Here is a 19,553-nt window from a genome sequence, read left to right as displayed (position 1 = left end):
TGCCCGGCACATCGACCTCCCGCCCGGAATGCCCGAGGATCAGCCCGGGTGCGCCACCGTCCACGCGGTCGCCGCCCGCAAGGAGCAGGCCTTCTCCGCAATGCTGCGCACCGAGGGTGTCCGCGCCTTCGAGGACGTGCGGCCCGTGCTCCAGGAACTGAAGGAGAAGGCGATCCGGTGCGCGGCCGTCTCGGCTTCGCGGCATGCCCGCTCCCTCTTGGAGTCCGCGGGGCTCATCGGCTACTTCGACGCGTTGGTGGACGGCCAGGACGCTGCCGCACTTGGTTTTCCGGGCAAGCCCGATCCTGCCCTCTTCCTCGAAGCTGCCGGCCGTCTCGGCGCGCCCCCCGCTCATACTGCCGTGGTGGAGGACGCACTAGCCGGCGTCGAGGCGGGACACCGAGGCCGGTTCCGCCTGGTGGTGGGACTCAACCGCGAGGGCGACCCGCATACGAGGGATGCCCTGCGCGTACACGGCGCCCACCTGATCCTCCCCGACCTCGGCGGACTGGCCGCCGCACTCGAAGGCGACCGCCCGTGACCAAGGCCTGGAGCTGGGAGTACCAACGCTACGACCCCAAGACCGAGCGGCTGGTCGAGTCCCTGTGCACCCTGGGCAACGGCCGCTTCGCCACGCGCGGTTCAGCACCCGAAAGCGTCGCCGATGACATCCACTACCCGGGCACCTACCTGGCCGGCTGCTACAACCGGCTCGACTCCACCGTCGGCGGACGTACGGTCTCCAACGAGGACATGGTCCGGCTGTCGGACTGGACCGCCCTGCGGTACCGCTGCCTGCCCGAGGGCGCACCACCCGGCGACTGGCTCACGCCCGACCACCCGACCCTGCGCCACAGCCACGTGACGTTGGACCTGCGCGCCGGAACGCTCACCCGCCACATGCTCTTCCACGACACCGAAGGCCGCCGCCTGGGCGTCACCCACACCCGCCTCGTCCACATGGGCGACCCGAACCTGGCCGCACAGAACACGGTGTTCAGAGCCTACGGCTGGAGCGGCAGGATCGAGATCGAGTCCGTACTCGACGGCAACGTCACCAACGCGGGAGTCGACCGCTACCGCGCCCTGGCCGGGCGGCACCTCGTCGAGCACCGGTCCGGGGTGGAGGCGGAGGGCACCGCCTGGCTCTCCTGCACTACCGCCACCTCCCGGGTACGGATCGGGCTCGCAGTCCGGACATCCGCACGACCTGTGGCACCGGTAGACCGGGTATGCACCGCCGCCACCGCCACACAGACACTCATCCTGCCGATCAAGCGGGCCGCTCCGGTCGCCGTCGTGAAGACCGCCGCCCTGTGTACTTCGCTCGACCGTCCCTCGACCGATCCGCTGCGGCGGAGCATCGACGGCGCCACACACGCCCCGGACTTTCCCTCCCTGCTGGCCTCCCTCCGGGCATCCTGGCAACGCCTTTGGAGCGAAGGAGAGTTGAGGGTGCCCGGCGAGACCGCCAAGGTACTTCGGCTGCACGCCTTTCACGTCCTGCAGACCCTCTCGCCGCACACTGCGGAGCTCGACGCCGGCGTCCCCGCCCGCGGCCTTCACGGCGAGGCGTACCGGGGGCACGTCTTCTGGGACGAGCTGTTCCTCCTGCCCTGCCTCGCCCTCCACCTCCCCGAGACCGCTCGAGCCCTGTTGACGTACCGGCACCGACGCCTCCCTGCGGCCCGGGAGTCCGCCCGCCGGGCTGGCGCGAAGGGAGCCATGTTCCCCTGGCAGAGCGGCAGTTCCGGCAGCGAGGAGACACAGCGGCTGCACCTCAATCCGCGCTCCGGCCGCTGGCTTCCGGACCACTCCCACCTCCAGCGCCACGTGGGGTCGGCCATCGCCTGGAACGTGTGGCGGTACGGGCAGGCCACCGGCGATGCCGGATTCATGCACGGCCCGGGCGCCGAACTCCTCCTGCACATAGCCCACTTCTGGGCCAACGCGGCGACGTGGGACGCCGGCCTGGGCCGCTACCGGATCCGCGGCGTCGTCGGACCGGACGAGTATCACGACGCCTACCCGGATGCCGCCCATCCCGGCATCGACGACAACGCCTACACCAACGTCACCGCCGCGTGGGTACTGGCCCGCGCCCTCGACCTGTACGGGGAACTCCCGGCGGCCCGGCGCGCGGAGCTCCTCACGCAGCTCGGCATCTGCCCCGACGAGCTCACCGTCTGGGAAGACGTGTCCCGCCGCCTGTACGTGCCGTTTCATTGCGACGTGATCAGCCAGTTCCACGGCTACGGGGACCTCGCCGAGCTCGACTGGGACGGCTACCGCACCCGCTACCACGACATCCGCCGCCTGGACCGCATCCTTGAAGCCGAAGGGGACACACCCAACCGCTACCAGGCGTCCAAGCAGGCCGACACCCTCATGCTCGGCTACCTCTTCCGCCCCGCAGAGCTCGAACAACTCTTCCTTCGGCTCGGACACCGCCTCGACGACGGCCTCTGGGGCCGGACGGCGGACTACTACCTGCGCCACACCTGCCACGGCTCCACGCTGAGCAGCCTCGTCCACGGCTGGGTCCTCGCCCGCGAGCAGGGCCCGGACGCCTGGCGCTACTGCCAGGAAGCCCTACTCAGTGACGTCACCGACGTCCAGGGCGGCACCACCGGCGAAGGGATCCACCTCGGTGCCATGGGCGGCACCCTCGACCTCGTCGAGCGCGGCATCGTCGGACTCGAGCCCCACGGCGACGGCCTGCACATCGCCCCGGTGCCCCTCTCCGAAGTCCCCGGTTCCTCGTTCTCGATCTCCTACCTGGGGCACCGGGACATCCGTATCCGGTTCCGGCCCGGCCGACTCGGCATCTCCGTCCCACCGTCACCCCTGGGCCCCGTGCCCCTGGTCCTGCCCGGCAACCGGCACGAACGCATTGCCGCAGGCCAGGAGCGGTGGTTCCGGCTCCCCAAGGGCTGACACGGTAGCCGTTCCGCCTGGCGGTGCGTTCGTGATGCGCACACTGTGGATGTATCAGCCGTTTGGAAGGGTGAACGGAATGGACAGGCAGCATGAGGCTCCGCGGATCGTCGTGGGCGTCGACGGATCGCCCTCGTCCCAGGCCGCGCTGCGCTGGGCGGTCCGGTACGCAGCGCTGGTGAGCGGGCGAGTGGAGGCGGTCGCGGCATGGGACCTGCCCGGTGCCGCGTCGTGGTCGGCCCCGGCGGTCGACGCCACGTTCGACGAGGAGGAGGCCGAGCGGCGTCTGGTCGAGGAGGTCCGCACGGTCCTCGGTGAGGACGGTGCCTCCTCCGTGCACCAGCGCCTGGTGCGCGGCAATCCCGTCGACGTCCTGGTGGACGCGGCAGAGGGTGCGGACATGCTGGTCGTGGGCAGCCGCGGTCGCGGCGGCTTCCGCCGGGCCCTGCTCGGTTCGGTGAGCCAGCAGGCCGCGCTCCACGCGCCGTGCCCGATCACCATCATCCGGGCGGACGTGTCCGTCCCATAGCCCCACCTTGACGTGCCGGGCGTTCGGCCCAGCCACTCCTTCGTCTCCGCGGGCAGCCGGGCGCGCGGGCACGTCCGGGTGCCCCTGGTCGGGTCTCACTTGACCGAGGGCGCACAGGTCTACGCGGTGGTGGTAGGCCTTTCCGGACTAGCTGCGTTGACGAGCAGGTTTGCGGCGAGTGCTCATCGTGTCGGCCACGGCCCTGGTCCAGGAGGGCCGCTTCGGAGAGGACCGAATGGCCTCCGTAGGGGTCCGTCCGGCCCAAGCGGACCAGCCCGTGGCCGCGTGACAGTGGCATCAGCCCCTCACCACGCAACCAAGGAGCACCCGCCATGAGCACCAAGCGAGTCCTGGTCGCCTACGGCACCAAGCACGGAGCCACCGCCGGCATCGCCGAACAGATCGGCACGACCCTCCGGGAGGACGGTCTCGACGCCGTCGTACTGCCCGCCGACGATGTCCACGACGTCCGCGCCTACGACGCCGTCGTCCTCGGCGGAGCCCTCTACGCCGGCCACTGGAGCAGCAAGGCCAAGCACTGCGCGGAACGCAATGCCGACTCCTTGCGGCACCGCCCGGTGTGGATGTTCAGCAGCGGCCCGCTCGACCGCTCGGCCGAGGAACACGACATCCCTCCGGTCTCCGCCGTCGCCCGGGAGATGCAGCTGATCGGAGCGCGCGAGCACATGACCTTCGGCGGCAGCATTACGGCCCACACCCCGGGCTTCCTCGCCAAGGCGCTGAACCGCCAGGGCAAGGGCGGAGACTTCCGCAACCCCGAGCGCATCCAGAAGTGGGCCCACCACATCAGCGCCGAGCTCGTGGCCGCCTGAAGGGACGGCCCTGCTCCGGTACGCACCAGCACGGAGGCGTGCCATGCACCACCGGATGAAAGGGATGGGGGCAACCCGCTCAGGCGTAATGCCGACCGTACCCGGGCCCGTCTGCATCCGCCTTCGCGCTGACCTGCCGGCCGGCATCGCCGCGGTGGCCCTCGGGCGATCCGCTTGGACGGACGGCAACCGCCCCGCCGCTCACCGCGAGAACCGCCACCTTCGGATGCCGTTCTCCTCATCTCGACCCCCACCGCTGATCTGGGGAAGCGACGAGATCCGACGCTGGGCCCGACGCCGGCACCACCGCTACTCCTGATCCGATCGGAGGCACACCATGTCGCACACGACCGAATGGAAGTCCCACCTCTACCTCTTCGAGGAAGATCACGCGACCAAGGTCCGCGTCGAACTCGACACCGGAACCACCCGCCTCACGGGCCACGGCACCGCGCGCTGCAACCCCACGGACAAGGACGTGCCCGAGATCGGCGACGAGCTCGCGGCCGCCCGGGCGCTCGAAAACCTGGCGATGCAGCTCAAGCGCACCGCCTACACCGACATGGCAGCAGCGGGGACCGCACCGCGGCACGCCTCCCTCTCGGCCTACGACCTTGGGTGAGCAGGCAGGTCTCCAGCAGCAGGCTCAGACTGGACCCATGCGTGACAGGCCGGCCATCGAGCTGACCGGACTGACCAAGAGGTACGGGCCGGTGATGGGAGTCGACAGCCTGAGCCTCACAGTGCAACCGGGTGAGGTGTTCGGTTTCCTCGGGCCGAACGGTGCGGGAAAGACGACCACGCTGCGGTGCCTGATCGGGCTGCTCCGGCCGACCGAGGGGCGCGTTCGGGTGCTCGGGCTGGACCCGATCTCCGATCACAGCAGGGTGGCTCCGCATCTGGGGTACCTGCCGGGTGAGCTGCGCCTTTACCCGGAACTCTCCGGAGCGGAAACGCTCGATCTGCTGTCCGCGCTCCAGGGAGCACCCGTGCCCCGCCGCGGCGAGCTGTGCGACCGGTTGGGGCTGACGCCCGCGGTCCTCGCCCGCCCCGTCGGGGGCTACTCGCGGGGCATGAAGCAGAAGCTCGGGCTGGTGCAGGCGATGCAGCACGATCCGCATCTGGTGGTGCTCGACGAACCGACCGAGGGACTGGACCCGTTGGTCCAGGAGACGTTCTTCGCACTGCTGGGCGAGGCGGCCGCCGGCGGACGCACCGTGCTGCTCTCCAGCCACATCCTGCCGGAGGTGCAGCGCACGTGCGGGCGGGTGGCGATCATCCGGGACGGACGACTGGTCACGGTCCAGAGCGTGGCCGGCCTGCGCGAGGCCCGTGCCAGGCGGATCCGCCTGTCCTTCGCGGACGGGCAAGGAGTACGGCCACTGGGCGGCGCGGAGCGCTGGGACCCGCGCTGGCAGGGGGACCGGGTGGAGCTGCTCGTACCTCCGAGCGAAGCGGTGGGCGCGCTGCGCACCCTGCTCAGCCTGCCGGTGGCCGACGTCACGGTGGAGGAGGCCGGGCTGGACGAGGCTTTCATGGACCTGTACCGCGACGGCGCCGGGCGGGCGGAGCCGTGAGACGGCAATGGCCGCTCTTGTGGCTCGCCCTGTACCGGCGGCGCCGGATGCTGGCTGCCCTGCTCGTCGGGATGGTCGTGTTCGAGGCGCTCATCGTGGTGGTCGCCAATGCGATTCCTCCGGGGCAGCTCTTCTCCGCGGGCGGGAAGGGGCCACCCTCGGCCTACCGGGCCTTCAGCGGGTCCAGCGGCGACGTGTCGATCGCCAGCTACCCCGGGCTGCTGGGCGCCGGCCTCACGCACCCCTTCTGGATCGCCATCCAGCTCACCGCGATCGGTTCGCTCGCCGCGGCCGCCGTGGCCGCGGACGTGGAATCCGGGACGGTGGAACTCGTCATGGTGCGTCCCGTCAGCCGTACCCGGCTGCTGGCCGAGCGGACCGCCGCGCTGGTGCTCGCGGCGCTGTCCCTGAACCTTGCCGCGACCCTCACGGTCGCGGTGGGGGTGGCGCTGTCACCGGACATCCACCGGGCGGTGCCGATCGGCGGGGTGTTCGCCGCCGGGCTCATGGGCCTCGGCTTCGCCGTGTGCCTGATCGGGCCGGCGATGGCCGTGTCGGCGGCGGGACGACGGCGGGCCCAGGTGGTCGGCGCGACCATCGCGATCGGGGCCGTCGGCTTCGCCGTCAACTTCATCGCACTGGCCTGGTCGCCCGCAGCATCGCTGAGGTTTCTCAGCCCCTTCCACTACTACGCCCCGGGCGACGCCCTGGCCGAAGGCGGCGTGCTCTGGCCCCAGCTCGGGATCCTGGTCGGAGCGGGAGTGCTGGGCATCCTGCTGGCCCATCTGCTGCTCCGACGCCGGGACCTCGCGCCCTGAGCGGATGCGCCATTGAGCGTCTACGCGCCGTTCCGCCGGCTTCTACTCCCGGATTTCCATGACCTCGGACAACGGGCGGCGGGGCGTGTCGGGGCCTGCGGGGCCGTAGCCGAGACGGAAGACCATCTGCACGTGCCCCATGGCTGCCACCGGGTCACGCAGAGTCCACCGCAGCTCCGGCCATTCCAGGGGATGGGACGTCATCGAGGTGGCAAGGCCGTCAGCAGTGGCTTGCAGAAGGACGCGTTCCATCGCCTGGCCTGCGCGTAGCCAGTCGGCTCTCGCGTCCCCCTCTGTGCTGAGCAGAGCCAGCTGCGGCCGCTTCTCGAACACGGCCCAGCCGCGATCAGGTATCGGGTTGGCCCAACCGAAGTCGCGCACGGGGGTGGGGCCGCCGGAAGCCTTGGGTCCGAATGCGGCGGCAGGAATGCCGTCGCGGCGCGTGCCCGTAGCACTCTGCGTGTGGGAGGTCCAGGCCGTGGTCTCCGCCCGGGCGAGCGGATCGATCTCCTCGCGGTGTTCGGCGTCCCGTACCAGCCCGAGCACGGTGTCGATGTGCCAGGTATCCGGGACGGTGAGCCTGCAGCCCTCCAAGTGGGCCGCAGCCCACAGACCGTCCAGCAACGCCGTCGGCACCGGCTCCTCGCCGAAGGGGTACCTGCTGGTGTGCCGGCGCCGGATGGCGTCGTGCAGGGAGGCCAGCTCGCGGTCCGCGGCCGTGGTTTCGTCGATGGTCACCGTGGCGAGCAGCCACGGTTCGGCGTCGTCGGGCAGGAGCCGGACGCGAACCGGGAGACCGATCGAGGCTGCGGACACGCGGAGGTTGAACAGTGCCGCACCGCAGCCGAGGTGGAGGCTGCGGTGATCCGGGTCGGTCCGAAGCATGGCGCGATCCGGATCGCCGTACAGGGCCAGCGCACTGCTGCCGACATGGAACACGAACTTCCATGGCTGGGCGTTGTGCATGGACGGGGCGGTGACGGCGTCGCCGACGAGCAGCATGACGGTGTCGGGGTCGAAGTATGTTGCGGTCACGGGACTGTTCCTGTCTGTGCGGCCTCAGTCGTGCGCCACGACGGCGACCGGTGAGGTGGCGTGGTGCATCACCGCGTGGGTGATGGGGCCGATGCGGGCGCCGAGTGCCGGGCGACGGATACGCCGGCCAACCACGACGAGGGCCGCGCCAGGCGCAGCGTCCAGGATCTGGATGGCGGGCTGGCCGATGACGATGCGTGCATCGACGGAGAGTCGCGGATACTTCCGCTCCCACGGACTCAGCAGCTCGTGGAGCGTGGTCTCGAGTCCGCCGGCCATTTCCTTCTCGACGCCGAGGTCGAGGGCGGGAGCGTAGGAGAAGACCGGCGGGAGCGACCAGCCGTGTACGACGACGAGCGGGCAGGCCCGCCGGTCCGCTTCCTCGCAGGCAAAGGCGAGGAGCCGGTCGCAGTTGCTGCGCAGGTCCACGCCGAGCACCACCGGTCCGGCATCGTCCGCGTGCCCGGTCGGTTGGTCTCGGCCGTCGACGGAGCGCACGAGGACGACGGGTGTGTCGGTCTCGGGAAGGGTCGCCGAGGCGGTCGAGCCCACGATGAACCCGGCGACGGCGCCGAGTCCACGAGAGCCCAGGACGAGCAGGTCCGCATCTTCCGCAGACGCGGCGAGGACCTTGGAGGCCGCGAGTCCATTCGTGCTGTGGGTGCTGATGTCGAGCGTGCTGTGTTCGCGCAGCAGCCGGTCCCGCGTGCGCGAAAGGAGGTCTTCTGCCCACTGAGGACGCGGTTCGGGAAGTGGCGCGGCAAAGGGTCCGTACTGGGCCCAGTCCTCCGCGTGGACGAGTTCCAGAGCTGCACCGCGCAGTTCGGCTTCGTTGGCGGCCCAGTCGGCTGCGGCGCTGCCGGCGCTCGATCCGTCCAGACCCACCGTGATCCGGTTCGACATGATGTTCCTCCTGGGTCGGATGGTTGCTGCTTCCAGGCTCTTCCGCTTGCGGGGCCTCTGGGAGGGACCGAGCGGCCCAACCGGGGACCGACCGGCCCTGCCCCGTTCTACTGCGGCGCAGGTGAGTCTGTTGTCGACGTCGACGACCGGCAGCCGCTTGACCCGGTGCCGCTGCATGACCCGGGCCGCGCGGACCACGCTCCACTCGGGTCGGGCTGTGACGGCCGGGCTGGTCATCAGCTCCTCGGCTGTTGCGGCACCACCGGCGGGCCGCCGGCGGAGAAGGTCGGCTTCGGATACGACGCCGACCGGGTGCCCGGTTTCGTCGACGACGGGCATGGCGGTGATGTCGAACTCCTTCAGGAGCCGAGCGATCTCCTTGAACGTGGTCGTGCGCCGGACGGTGACGGCGGTGTGCGTCATCAGGTCCGCGACACTGCGGTGCCTCATGGCGGTGGTGCCTTCAGGCGGAGACGGGGGCGGTGAAGTCCGCCTTGACGTCGACGACGCCCGGTACGGTACTGGCAGCGCGGACGACGATGTCTTCCATCGCGGGGTCCGGCAGCGAACCGTTGAGGTAGGCGATGCCGTCGGCGACGTGGACGTGTACCTCGACGGGACCGTGCACGTGGACGTGCCTTTCGGCGGGAACTTGCGGCGGTAGCTGATACATGATCAGTTCGCGGATCTCGGCGCCGATGTCCTCGTCCGGGCGCAGGAAGACCTTGAGCAGGTCGCCGCGGCTGACGACGCCGACGAGTCGGCCGTCGTCGTCGACAACGGGAAGGCGCTTGAGGTGCCTGCGGGCCATCAGACGCGCCGCGGTGGGGATGGTGGCGTCCTTCGTGACGGTCACGGCCGGGCGGGTCGTCAGCTGCTCGGCGGCGGTGTCGTGGGTCGTGTCGGTGCCTTGGGTCTTGAGCAGCAGGTCGGCTTCGGAGACGACGCCGGCCACCTGTCCGTCCTGGGCCAGGACGGGGAGCGCGCTGATGTTCCACATCCGCAGTTCTTCCACGATGTCCTTGAACGCGGTTCTTCGGTCGACGGAGATCACGGCGTGTGTCATGACGTCCTCGACGGTGCGCAGGTGCTTCATGGTCTTCCTCCTCAGTGGGACGGCCGTGCTCATGATGGTGTGAGGGGCGACCGTCCCTGGGTAGGGCTGTCCGGGGCTTTGAGGTGGTCTGGCCACCAGTACCGCTCCTTCAGTCGTGGGCGATGACGGCTACGGGGGCTGCTGCGTGGTGCAGGACCGCGTGGGCGACCGAGCCCAGGTGCGCCCCGAGGGCGGAGCGGCGAAGATGGCGCCCCACGACGACGAGTCCCGCTCCTTGCGAGGCCCGAACGAGATGCTCGCCCGCGGATCCCATGAACACGTTGTGGCTGACATTCACGTCGGGGAACTTGCGCTGCCAGGGCAGCAGCATGTCGTCCACCATGTGTGTGACGCTCCTGCCGATGTCCCGTTCGTTGTCCGGGTCGAAGAAGGGGACGTAACTGTAGGCGGCCGGCATCTTCCAGCCGTGCACGGCCCGCAGCGGGCAGTCGCGCCGGGCCGCCTCCTCGAAGGCGAAGGTGAGTACCCGGTCGCACGCTTCATGGATGTCGACACCCACGACGATCTCAGCGCCGGAGCCGGTGCCCGGGCCGTCGGGGTCGTCGGTGACGCGAACGAGGACGACCGGGGTGTCGGTCGCGACCACGGTGGACATCGCCACCGAGCCGACGACGAAACCGACCAGGCCGCCCAGACCGCGCGATCCCAGGACCAGCAGGCCGGCGTCGGCGGCCTCGGCCGCGAGAGCGGCTGCCGGCCGTGCCGTCAGGCAGCGGGTCGTGATCTCCAGGTGCGGGTGGCGCCCGTGCAGCTCCGTCGCGGCCTCGGCCAGAGCCTGGTCCGCCCAGCGGTCCACGTCCTGGCGGCCCAGTCCGGGGAACATCGGGTCCAGGGGCCAGTCGACGGCGTGCACGAGGCGGAGCGGCACCTGCCGCAGGACGGCCTCGTGCGCGGCCCAGCGTGCTGCTGCCCGGCTCTCAGGGGAGCCGTCGACTCCGACGGTCACGTGGTTCTTCATGGCTTCGATTCCCTTCGTACGGTCCGGCGCTCATCACCACGGCATGGCGTGCCGGGCACGGTCCGCGTGCATGCCTGCCGTGTCGTCGGTTCGGGCGGTGATGCGTGATGCCACGGCGACGACCCCGTCGAGTTGTTCGACGAGGCCGAGAAGCGCAGGGAGCTGACTCCTACGCTCGACACGGCCCTCCAAAGTGACGATGCCGTCGACCACATGGACGTCGACGTCACCGGCCGGCACACCGAGCACCTCCGTGAGGACCTCGTCGGTGATACGCCGGCGCATCTCGGAGTCCGGGCGCAGGAACAGGCGGAGCAGGTCCCGGCGGGTGACGATGCCGACGAGCCGGTCCTCCACGTCCACGACGGGGAGGCGTTCGATGCCGCGACGGGTCATCAGCCGGGCGGCGTCAGCCACTGTCTCTTCGGCGTGAACGGTGACCGCCGGCGCGGACATGACCTCGCCCGCGGTGGGCGGACCAGGCGCCGGGGGGCTCTGCTCAGAGGGATGGGAGCCCGACACCGTGTGGGCCAGCAGGTCGGTCTGCGAGACGACGCCCACCACGCGGTCCTCGTCGTCCAGGACAGGGACTCCCGAGATGTCGTACTGGGCGAGGAGCTTCGCGACGTCCTTGAAACCGGTGCCCGGGGCCACGGACACGACCTCGTCGGTCATCAGGTTCGCCACCTTGAGATGTTTCATGAGGCCCTCCTGCTCCGCCGTGTCACGCGAGGCTGGTGTCCGGTGTGGGGTGTGTCCCCACCATCCGTCGAAGGCCGCCGGCGATCGAGGGCCGAACGGTCCCGTCCGGGGGGCCGCAAGGGCCCGAGGTCTCCGGTCGACGACGATGGGGACCTTTGGTCCCGTCTGCGGTCCCGGGCGGCCCTCTTGCCGAAACGGCGGCGGTGCCACCGTGGGTGGTGTCCCTCATCGGCTTCTCGGTTGGGAGGAATCGTGGAAAGCACATTCCGCACCCCGGACACCAGCTCGGTCACCGTCGGCGTGGACGGCTCACAGTCGGCGCGCGTCGCTGCCCTGTGGGCGGCCAAGGAGGCCGCACGCCGTGACCGCCCCCTCCACATCGTCTACGGCTCCGACACCGACGGCAGGGCCTTGTACGTGTCGGCGGAGACCATCGACCGTATCCGTGTCAACGGCCGGGCCATCCTTGACGAGACGGCGAAGGCCGTGTCGGCCGAGTACCCCGGGTTGAACGTGACCACCGAGTTCAGCCGCGCGAGCGCCGTCGACAGCCTTCACCGGGCCGGCGGGCTCCACGGCACGGTCGTGGTGGGCAACCGCGGGCTGGGCGGTTTCAACTCCCTCATGCTCGGCTCGGTCGGGCTGGGCACCGCGGCCATCGCCATGACGCCCGTCATCGTCGTCCGGGGCATCGACGGGGCCGAGGAGACCGGCACGGTCCTCGCGGCGATCCGCGATGAGCACGACCTCCTGATCGCCCGGTACGCCGCCCGGGAAGCCGAGCTGCACAAGGCCTCCCTGCGGCTCCTGCACGTGTGGAACGTGCTCCAGTCCGTAGGTGAGGTGGTCAGCATGCTCGACGGCGTCGACGAGATCGCCGGCGGCCGTGCAGAGACCCTTCGGGCCGTCACGGACGTGGTCCGCGGCGAGTTCCCCGACCTGGAGGTGCAGGCCGATGCGGAGAAGAGCATCTCCGTGGCCGGTGTCCTGGTCGAGGCGTCCCGGCACGCCGACCTGCTCGTCATGGGCGGCCGCCGGATCCCAGGGCCCCTCGGACTCGCCCCCAGCCTGGGCAAGGCCACGCACAGCCTGCTGCACCACGCCCACTGCCCCGTCCTCCTCATCCCCCGGACCGGCAGCGACTTCGGGAGCCGGTCATGACCATCCACCTGACAGGAAGCCATGGCATCGTCGTGGGCATCGACCCGGACAGGGACTGGCACCTTTCCCTGGCCTGGGCCGCCGACGAGGCACAACGGCGCCGGCTCCCGCTACGCCTGGTGCTCGCGGTACCGCCCCAGCACGACACCCATCACGTCGACGACACCCCCGGTCAGACGGCCCTGCGGCAGGCCGCATCCGACAGGCTCGGCCAAGCGTGCAACTGGGTGCGTGACCGCCACCCCGAGGTGGCCGTCACCGGCGATCTGCTCGGCGGCTTCCCCGTCCCCGTCCTGGGCGGCGCGGCGCGAGAAGCCCGCATGATCGTCCTCGGCTCCCGGCACCTGAGCCGCACCGCCGAGTTCTTCAGCGCCGGCTCGCTCGTGGTCCCCGTCACTGCCCAGGCCCATTGCCCGGTCGTCGTCGTGGGCGACGCCGAACACATCAGCCAGCAGCCGCCCTACGTCGTCGCCGGTATCGACGGCAGCGCGTCCGCCACTGCCGCGCTGGACTTCGCCTTCGACGAGGCCGACCTCCGGGGGGCGGCGCTGCGGGTCGTCTGCGTATGGCAGCCGCCGCTCATCATGCTGAACGACGAAGAGGTGGCACTGCACGCCCAGCGCACCCTGCTCTCCGAGGCCACCGCCGGCCTGTCGGACAAGTACCCGGACGTGCACGTGACGCACGAAGTCCTCGCCGGCCACCCCGTCGAGGAACTCGCCCGGGCCGCCGAGCACGCCCTGGCCGTCGTCGTGGGCCGCCGCGGCCGCGGCGGATACACCGGCATGCGCATCGGATCCGTCGTCCACGGCCTCCTGCACCGCGCGCACTGCCCCGTGATCACCGTCCCCACTGGCTGAGCCCGCCATGACCAGCCGCGCGATCGAAACGCCGTCCGTCGCCTCCTCGGCCCCGACAGGGCTGACACGGGCCGAGGCCGAACGCCGGCTGGCCCGCTACGGACGCAACGAGGTGGCACCTCCGCGACCCACACCCCTCCGCCGCCGGGTACTGGCGCAGCTGCGTGATCCGCTGATCATGGTGCTGCTCGGTGCCGCACTCCTGACCATCGCGATCGGCGACCACCCGGACGCCGTCGTCATCGGCCTGGTGGTCGTCTTCAACACGACCGTGGGAGTGGCCCAGGAGGTCCGGGCGGACCGCGCGGTCGCCGCGCTCTCCGCTCTCTGCCCCGCACGCCCGGGTGCTGCGCGACGGCGCCGCCTACGAAGTGCCGGCAGCGCTCGTGGTACTGGGTGACAGCCTGCTGTTGGGCGAGGGTGACATCGTCGCCGCGGACGCCGATCTCACCGAGGCATCCGCTCTCCTGATGGACGAGTCGATGCTCACCGGCGAATCGGAACCCGTCGCCAAATCCACGGGTGACGTGGTCAGCGCCGGCACCGTCGTGGTGCGCGGGCGAGGTGTGGCGACGGCCACGGCCACTGGATCCGCCAGCGCCCTCGGCCGGATCGCAGCCCTCCTGGACGGGGACCACGAGCCGACACCGCTCCAGCGCCGCCTCGCCTCCCTCGGCCGCGTCCTTGCCGCCGTCACCCTCGCCCTGTGCGTGCTGTTCTTCGCCCTGGGCCTCCTACGCGGCCTCGGCGTGAGCACGATGGCGGTCACCGCCATCAGCCTGGCCGTCGCCGCGGTGCCCGAGTCCCTGCCCGCCGTGGTCACCCTCGCCCTCGCCCTCGGAGCCCGCCGCATGGCGGCCCGCGGCGCCCTGGTCCGGCGCCTGCCGGCCGTGGAGACACTGGGCTCGGTGAGCGTGCTGGCCACGGACAAGACCGGCACCCTCACCGAGGGCCGCATGGTCGTCCAGCGCCTGTGGACGCCGTCCGGAGCCGCGGACGTGTCCGGCAGCGGATACGAACCCCAAGGAGACCTGACCCGGGCCGGACGCTCCCTGACGCCCGAGCAACTCCGCCCACTGCAGGAACTGCTCACCACGGCAGCCCTGTGCAACGACGCAAGCCTGAAACCACCCCAGAGCGGCTCCGCAGCATGGACGGCCGTGGGCGACCCCATGGAGGCCGCACTGCTGGCAGCCGCTGCCAAGGCAGGCTGCCCCGACCCCGCCGAGCTGCACCGGGACTGCCCCCGGATCGGAGAAGCACCGTTCGACAGTTCGCGTAAGCGGATGACCACCCTGCACCACCTGCCCGACGGCAACGTCCTGGTCTGCCTCAAGGGGGCGCCGGAGAGCGTCCTGGCTCCCATGGTGCTCGCCGAGCCGCCCGAGGTCCTGGACCAGGCTCGCCTGCAAGCTGCCCAGCTGGCCGCGCACGGATTCAGGGTCCTGGCGGTGGCAGGCGCCGAACGGCTCCAGTGGAGTCTGCCCGCCGCCGAGGCGGAAGAGGGACTGAGCCTTCTCGGCCTGATCGCCATCAGCGATCCGCCGAAAGCGACCGCCGCCACCACTCTGGCGGCCTGCCGCGCTGCCGGCATCACCCCGGTCATGATCACCGGCGACCACCCCGCGACGGCTCACGCCATCGCCGTACGCATCGGCCTCGTCGAGGACGGTCCAGCCGATTCCGTCGTCACCGGACCCGAGCTTGCCGCAGCACCGGACACCGACCTCACCGCGGTACGCGTCTTCGCCCGGACCGATCCGCAGCAGAAGCTGGACATCGTCCACGCCTGGAGGGCCCGCGGCGCAGTGACCGCCATGACCGGGGACGGCGTCAACGACGGCCCCGCCCTCCGCCAGGCCGACATCGGCGTCGCCATGGGCGCCCGCGGCACCGAGGTGGCCCGCCAGGCCGCCGACCTCGTCCTCACGGACGACGAGCTGTCCACCGTGGTCACGGCCGTCGAGGAAGGCCGCCGCGTCTACGACAACATCCGACGCTTCCTCGTCTACGCGATGGCCGGTGGGGCCGCCGAGATCCTCGTGATGCTGGCAGGTCCCCTACTCGGCCTGGCCCTCCCGCTTCGGGCGGGCCAGATCCTGTGGATCAACCTCCTCACACACGGTCTGACCGGCGTGGCCATGGGTGCCGAACCGGCCTCACCAGAGGCCATGCGGCGCCCGCCCCGGCCGCCCGGACAGCACATCCTGGCCGCAGGCGTGTGGCAACGCCTCCTCATCCTCGCTGCGGCCGTGACGGCTTTCAGCTTGATCGCCGGCATCGGCGCGCGCTCCATGGGCCTGCCCTGGCAGAGCGTGCTCTTCCTGTCCCTGCTCGGAGCCCAGCTGGGCGTGGCCCTGGGACTGAGGGCCCGGCTGCTCACCACCCAGAACCTCTCCCTCCCCGCCGCCGTGGCGGCCTCCGCCCTCCTTGCGATGGCTGCCCTGCACCTTCCCGCTCTGCAGTCGCTGCTGGACACCCAGCCGGTGGGCTGGGCCGGCATAGGGCTCGCCGCCTCGGCAGCCCTCGCGGCGTTCGTCGCCGCCCGGCTCCTGCGGGGCGCATTCCACAGAAAGGCATGATCATGAACGCGCATCCGCTTGCCCACGGAGACGGGATCCACGCCGAGGTCGGCGACCAGATCATCGTGGGCGGCCCCACCGTCGGAACGACAGGCCGTGACGGCGAAGTCATCGCCCTGCACCACGAGGACGGCACCCCGCCGTACGACGTGCGCTGGTCCGACACCGGCCGTACCACCGTGATCTTCCCCGGACCGGACGCCCACGTCCGCCAGCTGCACGACGAAACCGGTACGCCGCGACACGAGGAGGAGCCGGAAGGGGCAGTGGCATCCCGTTGAGTGGAAAGGCCGGGCGCCCCGACCGGAGATACCGTGGAAGTGATGGCCGTCTCGCCATCCCTTCCTGCCGGAGGCGGGCATGAGCACAGGGGAACAGCCCACCCGGAGCGGTGTTCCTCGTCTGCGGCTCGACGAACTGCTGGATGAACTCCAGGTACGGATCGACGAGGTCAGAGGCACGCGGGACCGGCTGAACGGTCTACTCGAAGCCGTCATGTCCGTGGGCCGGGAACTCGACTTGCCGCAGGTCCTGCAAGGCATCGTCGAGGCCGCCGTAGTGCTCGTGGACGCCGAATACGGGGCCCTCGGAGTCATCGGGAACGACAAGAAACTGGCCGAGTTCCTTCCCGTCGGCATCAGCGACGCCCTCCGCGCACAGATCGGAGACCTGCCCTCCGGCCACGGCATCCTCGGCGAGCTGATCCGCCACCCCGAACCACTGCGGCTGTCGGAGCTGTCCGAGCACCCGGCCTCGTACGGGTTCCCCGACCACCACCCGCCGATGCACTCGTTCCTCGGTGTCCCGATCCGGGTCCGCGAGGCGGTCTTCGGCAACCTCTACCTGACCGAGAAGCGCGGCGGAGCCGACTTCGACGCCGAGGACGAAGCGGTCCTGTCCACCCTCGCCGTCGCGGCCGGCATCGCCATCGAGAACGCCCGGCTCTTCGAGGAGGTCCGGCTGCGCGAGCGCTGGCTGGAGGCCAGCTCCGACATCACCAGCGCCCTGCTCTCCGGAGCGCCCGAGAACGAAGTCCTCGAGGGCATGCTGGAGCAGGCCAAGGACATCACCCGCGCCGACATGGGCGTCTTCTACCTGCTCGGCTCCGCCGGTGAACTGCGAGGCTCCCTCGCCCTCGGGGAAGGAGCAGAGGCACACCGCGGGATCGTCCTGCCCAGTACCCAGGGAACCCTCGCCGAGGCCGCACTGGCCCACAACGGCCTCATCACGGTCCCCGACGTGGCGACCGACGAGCACGTCACCGTGCACCCCGAGCGGTGGACGGGCTTCGGCCCGGCGGTCGCCGTCACCGTCGGCACCAAGGAAAGCCTGAGCGGCGTCCTGATGCTGGCCCGGCGGCACGGACGCCCCGTGTTCGCCACCACGGAAGTCGCCCCACTTCCGGGGTTTGCGAGCCAGGCCGCCCTCGCCCTGGAGCTCGCCGACCGGCGCCGTGACACCGAGCAGATGAGCCTCCTGGAGGACCACGACCGCATCGCCCGCGACCTGCACGACCTGGCCATCCAGCGCCTCTTCGCCACCGGCATGACCCTCCAGAGCGCCCAGCGGTTCATTGACCACTCCCAGGCATCGGAACGCATCGCGCGCGCCGTGGACGACCTCGACGCCACCATCAAGATCATCCGATCGACCATCTTCGGACTCCGCGAGCACGAAACCCCCGGTGAGGCCTCCAAGCTGCGCTCCCGCGCCGTCAAGGCCCTGGACGGGGCGGCCGCAGCCCTCGGCTTCGCCCCTGCCCTGCGGATGGAAGGACTGATCGACACCGACGTACCGTCCGCCGTCGCCGACGAGGTCATCGCCGTGGTGGGGGAAGCTCTCACCAACGTCGCCCGCCATGCCGGGGCCACGCGGGTGGAGGTCTCGATCGCCGCGGGCGACGGGAAGCTGACGATCACGGTGACCGACAATGGAGTGGGCTTGCCCGCCGGCGGTCGGCGCAGCGGACTGCGGAACCTGGCGGAGCGTGCCGAAAGGCTCAGCGGCCAGATGGAGATTGCCGCGCCGGGAAACGGGGAGCGGGGCACTCGCCTGGAGTGGGAGGTACCTCTGGTCCCGCCGGCTCGGTGACCTCTACCAGACGTTCCTACCGCTTCACCGTTCCGGCCTCGTGCTCGTGGACCTGGGCGGCGATCACAGCCGCCTGGACCCGCCGCTCCACGCCGAGCTTGCCCAGCAACCGCGAGATGTGGTTCTTGACCGTCTTCTCGGACAAGTAGAGCTGCTTGGCGATCTGCCGGTTGGTGAGGCCCTCGCCGATGAGCTCCAGCACAGCCCGCTCCCGTTCGGACAGAGCTGCCAGGCGAGCGTCCTCCGGTGTCTTCGCCGGTTCCGGGTCACGCAGGGAGTGCATCAGGCGGGCGGTGGTCGCGGGGTCCAGCATGGACTGGCCGGTGGCGACCGTGCGTACGGCCGAGACCAGGTCAGCACCCTTGATCTGCTTCAGCACGTACCCGGCGGCCCCCGCCATGATCGCGTCCAGCAAGGCGTCCTCGTCGTCGAACGAGGTCAGCATCAGACAGGCCAGCCCCGGCATGCGCGAGCGCAGCTCGCGGCAGACGGTGATGCCGTCGCTGTCGGGCAGCCTCACATCGAGTACGGCGACATCCGGACGGAGCGCCGGCCCGCGGGTCAGCGCCTGCTCGGCCGTACCGGCTTCACCCACGACGGTGATGTCCGGCTCTGCATCCAGAAGGTCGCGCAGCCCACGCCGGACCACCTCGTGGTCATCGAGGAGGAACACCTTGATCGGCGCCTCTGCGGAGGCGTTCGGATCCTCGGACATGATCGCCCCTGGCTCGGTCCACGTGCTGTGCCTTTCCATCCGAATTGTCTCAGGAAGACGCGCAAGGCACCCTGTGGCCGACGAGAACCGGAGCTAGGCAGCGATGGTGCCGTCCAGCTCCATCCGGACGTCCACGACACCCTCGACCGCGCGGATCGCCCGTGCGAGCAGGGGGACCAAAACCCGGTCCCGCAGTGGGCCGCGAAGGGTGACGACGCCGTCCTGTACGGCGAAGTCCAAGGTCACACCGGGTGCCAGTTCGGTGAGCACGGCCTGGCGGATCTCCTCCTCGAGCTCCTCGTCTGGCCGCAGGAACACCTTGAGGAGGTCGCTGCGGCTGACCACGCCTTCCAGCATGCCGAGCACGTTCACGACGGGCAGGCGCTTGACGTGCTTGCGGGCCATGATCCGGGCGGCTTCGGTGACGGGCGCGTCGGGGTGGACGGTGATCGCCGGGCTCGACATGAGCTCCTCGGCCAGCACCGCGCCGGCCTTCGACGCTTCCTCCAGCTGCTCGGGCAGTGCGGGGTCCGTACGCCGGAACTCTTCCTTCGGCAGCAGGTCCGCCTCGGAGACCACGCCGACGACCCGGCCTTCGCCTTCCAGGACGGGGACCGCGCTGACCTTCCACTGGTGCATCAGCTCGACGATCTCCTTGTAGGACGCCCCACGGCCGATGGCGATGGCGGTGTGCGTCATGACGTCACTGACGGTGTAGCGGGATGCGGGCATGAC

20 protein-coding genes are annotated in these 19,553 nt (G+C 70.6%); 13 read left to right on the top strand and 7 right to left on the bottom strand.

Going from position 1 to position 19,553, the window contains the following annotated elements:
* The first annotated feature begins 28 nt into the window (after positions 1 to 28).
* From OHU74_RS36070 to OHU74_RS36040, 7 genes are all read left to right on the top strand, one after another.
* Entirely contained in the window at positions 29 to 541 is a 513-nt protein-coding gene (locus tag OHU74_RS36070; RefSeq protein WP_371613962.1) for an HAD family hydrolase, read from the top strand.
* A complete protein-coding gene (locus OHU74_RS36065) occupies positions 538 to 2,937 on the top strand; it encodes a glycoside hydrolase family 65 protein (protein WP_371613961.1) in 2,400 nt (799 codons plus the stop codon). Before OHU74_RS36070 ends, OHU74_RS36065 begins: the two co-directional genes overlap by 4 nt.
* Before the next feature lie 79 nt (positions 2,938 to 3,016).
* The gene (locus tag OHU74_RS36060) at positions 3,017 to 3,466 is read left to right on the top strand and encodes a universal stress protein (protein WP_371613960.1); all 450 of its coding nucleotides are present in this window, start codon (positions 3,017 to 3,019) and stop codon (positions 3,464 to 3,466) included.
* A 332-nt stretch (positions 3,467 to 3,798) separates the two neighbouring features.
* Entirely contained in the window at positions 3,799 to 4,299 is a 501-nt protein-coding gene (locus OHU74_RS36055; protein ID WP_371613959.1) for a flavodoxin domain-containing protein, read from the top strand.
* Positions 4,300 to 4,636: 337 nt separating this feature from the next.
* Entirely contained in the window at positions 4,637 to 4,921 is a 285-nt protein-coding gene (locus OHU74_RS36050) for a dsRBD fold-containing protein (protein ID WP_371613958.1), read from the top strand.
* Between the two features lie 37 nt (positions 4,922 to 4,958).
* Positions 4,959 to 5,876: an ABC transporter ATP-binding protein gene (locus tag OHU74_RS36045; RefSeq protein WP_371613957.1), complete on the top strand. Its 918-nt coding sequence runs from the start codon at positions 4,959 to 4,961 to the stop codon at positions 5,874 to 5,876.
* A complete protein-coding gene (locus tag OHU74_RS36040) occupies positions 5,873 to 6,694 on the top strand; it encodes an ABC transporter permease subunit (RefSeq protein ID WP_371613956.1) in 822 nt (273 codons plus the stop codon). The genes OHU74_RS36045 and OHU74_RS36040 overlap by 4 nt, the downstream gene beginning before the upstream one ends.
* 42 nt (positions 6,695 to 6,736) lie before the next feature.
* On the opposite strand, the gene OHU74_RS36035 is transcribed toward OHU74_RS36040, so the two are convergent.
* The 5 genes from OHU74_RS36035 to OHU74_RS36015 form a co-directional block, all read right to left on the bottom strand.
* Complete coding sequence (locus OHU74_RS36035) at positions 6,737 to 7,729, bottom strand: nitroreductase family protein (protein ID WP_371613955.1); 993 nt, start codon at positions 7,727 to 7,729, stop codon at positions 6,737 to 6,739.
* A 24-nt stretch (positions 7,730 to 7,753) separates the two neighbouring features.
* On the bottom strand, positions 7,754 to 9,082 hold the full coding sequence (locus OHU74_RS36030) for a universal stress protein (RefSeq protein ID WP_371613954.1): 1,329 nt from the start codon (positions 9,080 to 9,082) through the stop codon (positions 7,754 to 7,756).
* A 13-nt stretch (positions 9,083 to 9,095) separates the two neighbouring features.
* Positions 9,096 to 9,728, bottom strand: coding sequence for a CBS domain-containing protein (locus OHU74_RS36025; protein WP_371613953.1), 633 nt, complete (start codon positions 9,726 to 9,728; stop codon positions 9,096 to 9,098).
* A gap of 109 nt (positions 9,729 to 9,837) precedes the next feature.
* The gene (locus OHU74_RS36020) at positions 9,838 to 10,707 is read right to left on the bottom strand and encodes a universal stress protein (protein WP_371613952.1); all 870 of its coding nucleotides are present in this window, start codon (positions 10,705 to 10,707) and stop codon (positions 9,838 to 9,840) included.
* A 33-nt stretch (positions 10,708 to 10,740) separates the two neighbouring features.
* Positions 10,741 to 11,409 carry a CBS domain-containing protein gene (locus tag OHU74_RS36015; protein ID WP_371613951.1) on the bottom strand — a complete coding sequence of 223 codons (669 nt, stop codon included), beginning with the start codon at positions 11,407 to 11,409 and terminating at the stop codon, positions 10,741 to 10,743.
* A 252-nt stretch (positions 11,410 to 11,661) separates the two neighbouring features.
* Here OHU74_RS36015 and OHU74_RS36010 point away from each other — a divergent pair, with 252 nt between their 5' ends.
* The 6 genes from OHU74_RS36010 (at position 11,662) to OHU74_RS35985 (ending at position 18,103) form a co-directional block, all read left to right on the top strand.
* Positions 11,662 to 12,570, top strand: a complete 909-nt coding sequence (locus OHU74_RS36010) for a universal stress protein (protein WP_371613950.1) — start codon at positions 11,662 to 11,664, stop codon at positions 12,568 to 12,570.
* Positions 12,567 to 13,430, top strand: coding sequence for a universal stress protein (locus OHU74_RS36005; protein ID WP_371613949.1), 864 nt, complete (start codon positions 12,567 to 12,569; stop codon positions 13,428 to 13,430). Before OHU74_RS36010 ends, OHU74_RS36005 begins: the two co-directional genes overlap by 4 nt.
* Positions 13,431 to 13,437: 7 nt before the next feature.
* On the top strand, positions 13,438 to 13,830 hold the full coding sequence (locus OHU74_RS36000) for a cation-transporting P-type ATPase (protein ID WP_371619518.1): 393 nt from the start codon (positions 13,438 to 13,440) through the stop codon (positions 13,828 to 13,830).
* A complete protein-coding gene (locus OHU74_RS35995) occupies positions 13,802 to 16,012 on the top strand; it encodes a cation-translocating P-type ATPase (RefSeq protein ID WP_371619517.1) in 2,211 nt (736 codons plus the stop codon). Before OHU74_RS36000 ends, OHU74_RS35995 begins: the two co-directional genes overlap by 29 nt.
* A gap of 2 nt (positions 16,013 to 16,014) precedes the next feature.
* A complete protein-coding gene (locus OHU74_RS35990; protein WP_371613947.1) occupies positions 16,015 to 16,293 on the top strand; it encodes a DUF1918 domain-containing protein in 279 nt (92 codons plus the stop codon).
* 79 nt (positions 16,294 to 16,372) lie between these two features.
* Positions 16,373 to 18,103 (top strand): GAF domain-containing protein, encoded by a 1,731-nt coding sequence (locus OHU74_RS35985; RefSeq protein ID WP_371613946.1) that lies wholly within the window; start codon positions 16,373 to 16,375, stop codon positions 18,101 to 18,103.
* A gap of 16 nt (positions 18,104 to 18,119) precedes the next feature.
* On the opposite strand, the gene OHU74_RS35980 is transcribed toward OHU74_RS35985, so the two are convergent.
* Positions 18,120 to 18,818: a response regulator gene (locus tag OHU74_RS35980; protein WP_371613945.1), complete on the bottom strand. Its 699-nt coding sequence runs from the start codon at positions 18,816 to 18,818 to the stop codon at positions 18,120 to 18,122.
* 93 nt (positions 18,819 to 18,911) lie between these two features.
* Entirely contained in the window at positions 18,912 to 19,550 is a 639-nt protein-coding gene (locus OHU74_RS35975; protein WP_371613944.1) for a CBS domain-containing protein, read from the bottom strand.
* Positions 19,551 to 19,553 lie beyond the last annotated feature (3 nt).

It is taken from the genome of Streptomyces sp. NBC_00454 (assembly GCF_041434015.1).
Classification (GTDB): Bacteria; Actinomycetota; Actinomycetes; order Streptomycetales; family Streptomycetaceae; genus Streptomyces.
The sequence above is the reverse complement of the archived record's forward strand: the minus strand, read 5'-3'. Positions and strand labels throughout refer to the sequence as shown.

Excerpts from the sequence above, each read along its gene's own strand:
- OHU74_RS36070 (WP_371613962.1), top strand. The coding sequence starts at position 29 with ATGCCCGAGGATCAGCCCGGGTGCGCCACCGTCCACGCGGTCGCCGCC.
- OHU74_RS36060 (WP_371613960.1), top strand. The coding sequence starts at position 3,017 with ATGGACAGGCAGCATGAGGCTCCGCGGATCGTCGTGGGCGTCGACGGA.
- OHU74_RS36055 (WP_371613959.1), top strand. The coding sequence starts at position 3,799 with ATGAGCACCAAGCGAGTCCTGGTCGCCTACGGCACCAAGCACGGAGCC.
- OHU74_RS36050 (WP_371613958.1), top strand. The coding sequence starts at position 4,637 with ATGTCGCACACGACCGAATGGAAGTCCCACCTCTACCTCTTCGAGGAA.
- OHU74_RS36045 (WP_371613957.1), top strand. The coding sequence starts at position 4,959 with ATGCGTGACAGGCCGGCCATCGAGCTGACCGGACTGACCAAGAGGTAC.
- OHU74_RS36030 (WP_371613954.1), bottom strand. The coding sequence starts at position 9,082 with ATGAGGCACCGCAGTGTCGCGGACCTGATGACGCACACCGCCGTCACC.
- OHU74_RS36025 (WP_371613953.1), bottom strand. The coding sequence starts at position 9,728 with ATGAAGCACCTGCGCACCGTCGAGGACGTCATGACACACGCCGTGATC.
- OHU74_RS36020 (WP_371613952.1), bottom strand. The coding sequence starts at position 10,707 with ATGAAGAACCACGTGACCGTCGGAGTCGACGGCTCCCCTGAGAGCCGG.
- OHU74_RS36015 (WP_371613951.1), bottom strand. The coding sequence starts at position 11,409 with ATGAAACATCTCAAGGTGGCGAACCTGATGACCGACGAGGTCGTGTCC.
- OHU74_RS36005 (WP_371613949.1), top strand. The coding sequence starts at position 12,567 with ATGACCATCCACCTGACAGGAAGCCATGGCATCGTCGTGGGCATCGAC.
- OHU74_RS36000 (WP_371619518.1), top strand. The coding sequence starts at position 13,438 with ATGACCAGCCGCGCGATCGAAACGCCGTCCGTCGCCTCCTCGGCCCCG.
- OHU74_RS35990 (WP_371613947.1), top strand. The coding sequence starts at position 16,015 with ATGAACGCGCATCCGCTTGCCCACGGAGACGGGATCCACGCCGAGGTC.
- OHU74_RS35985 (WP_371613946.1), top strand. The coding sequence starts at position 16,373 with ATGAGCACAGGGGAACAGCCCACCCGGAGCGGTGTTCCTCGTCTGCGG.
- OHU74_RS35980 (WP_371613945.1), bottom strand. The coding sequence starts at position 18,818 with ATGTCCGAGGATCCGAACGCCTCCGCAGAGGCGCCGATCAAGGTGTTC.
- OHU74_RS35975 (WP_371613944.1), bottom strand. The coding sequence starts at position 19,550 with ATGCCCGCATCCCGCTACACCGTCAGTGACGTCATGACGCACACCGCC.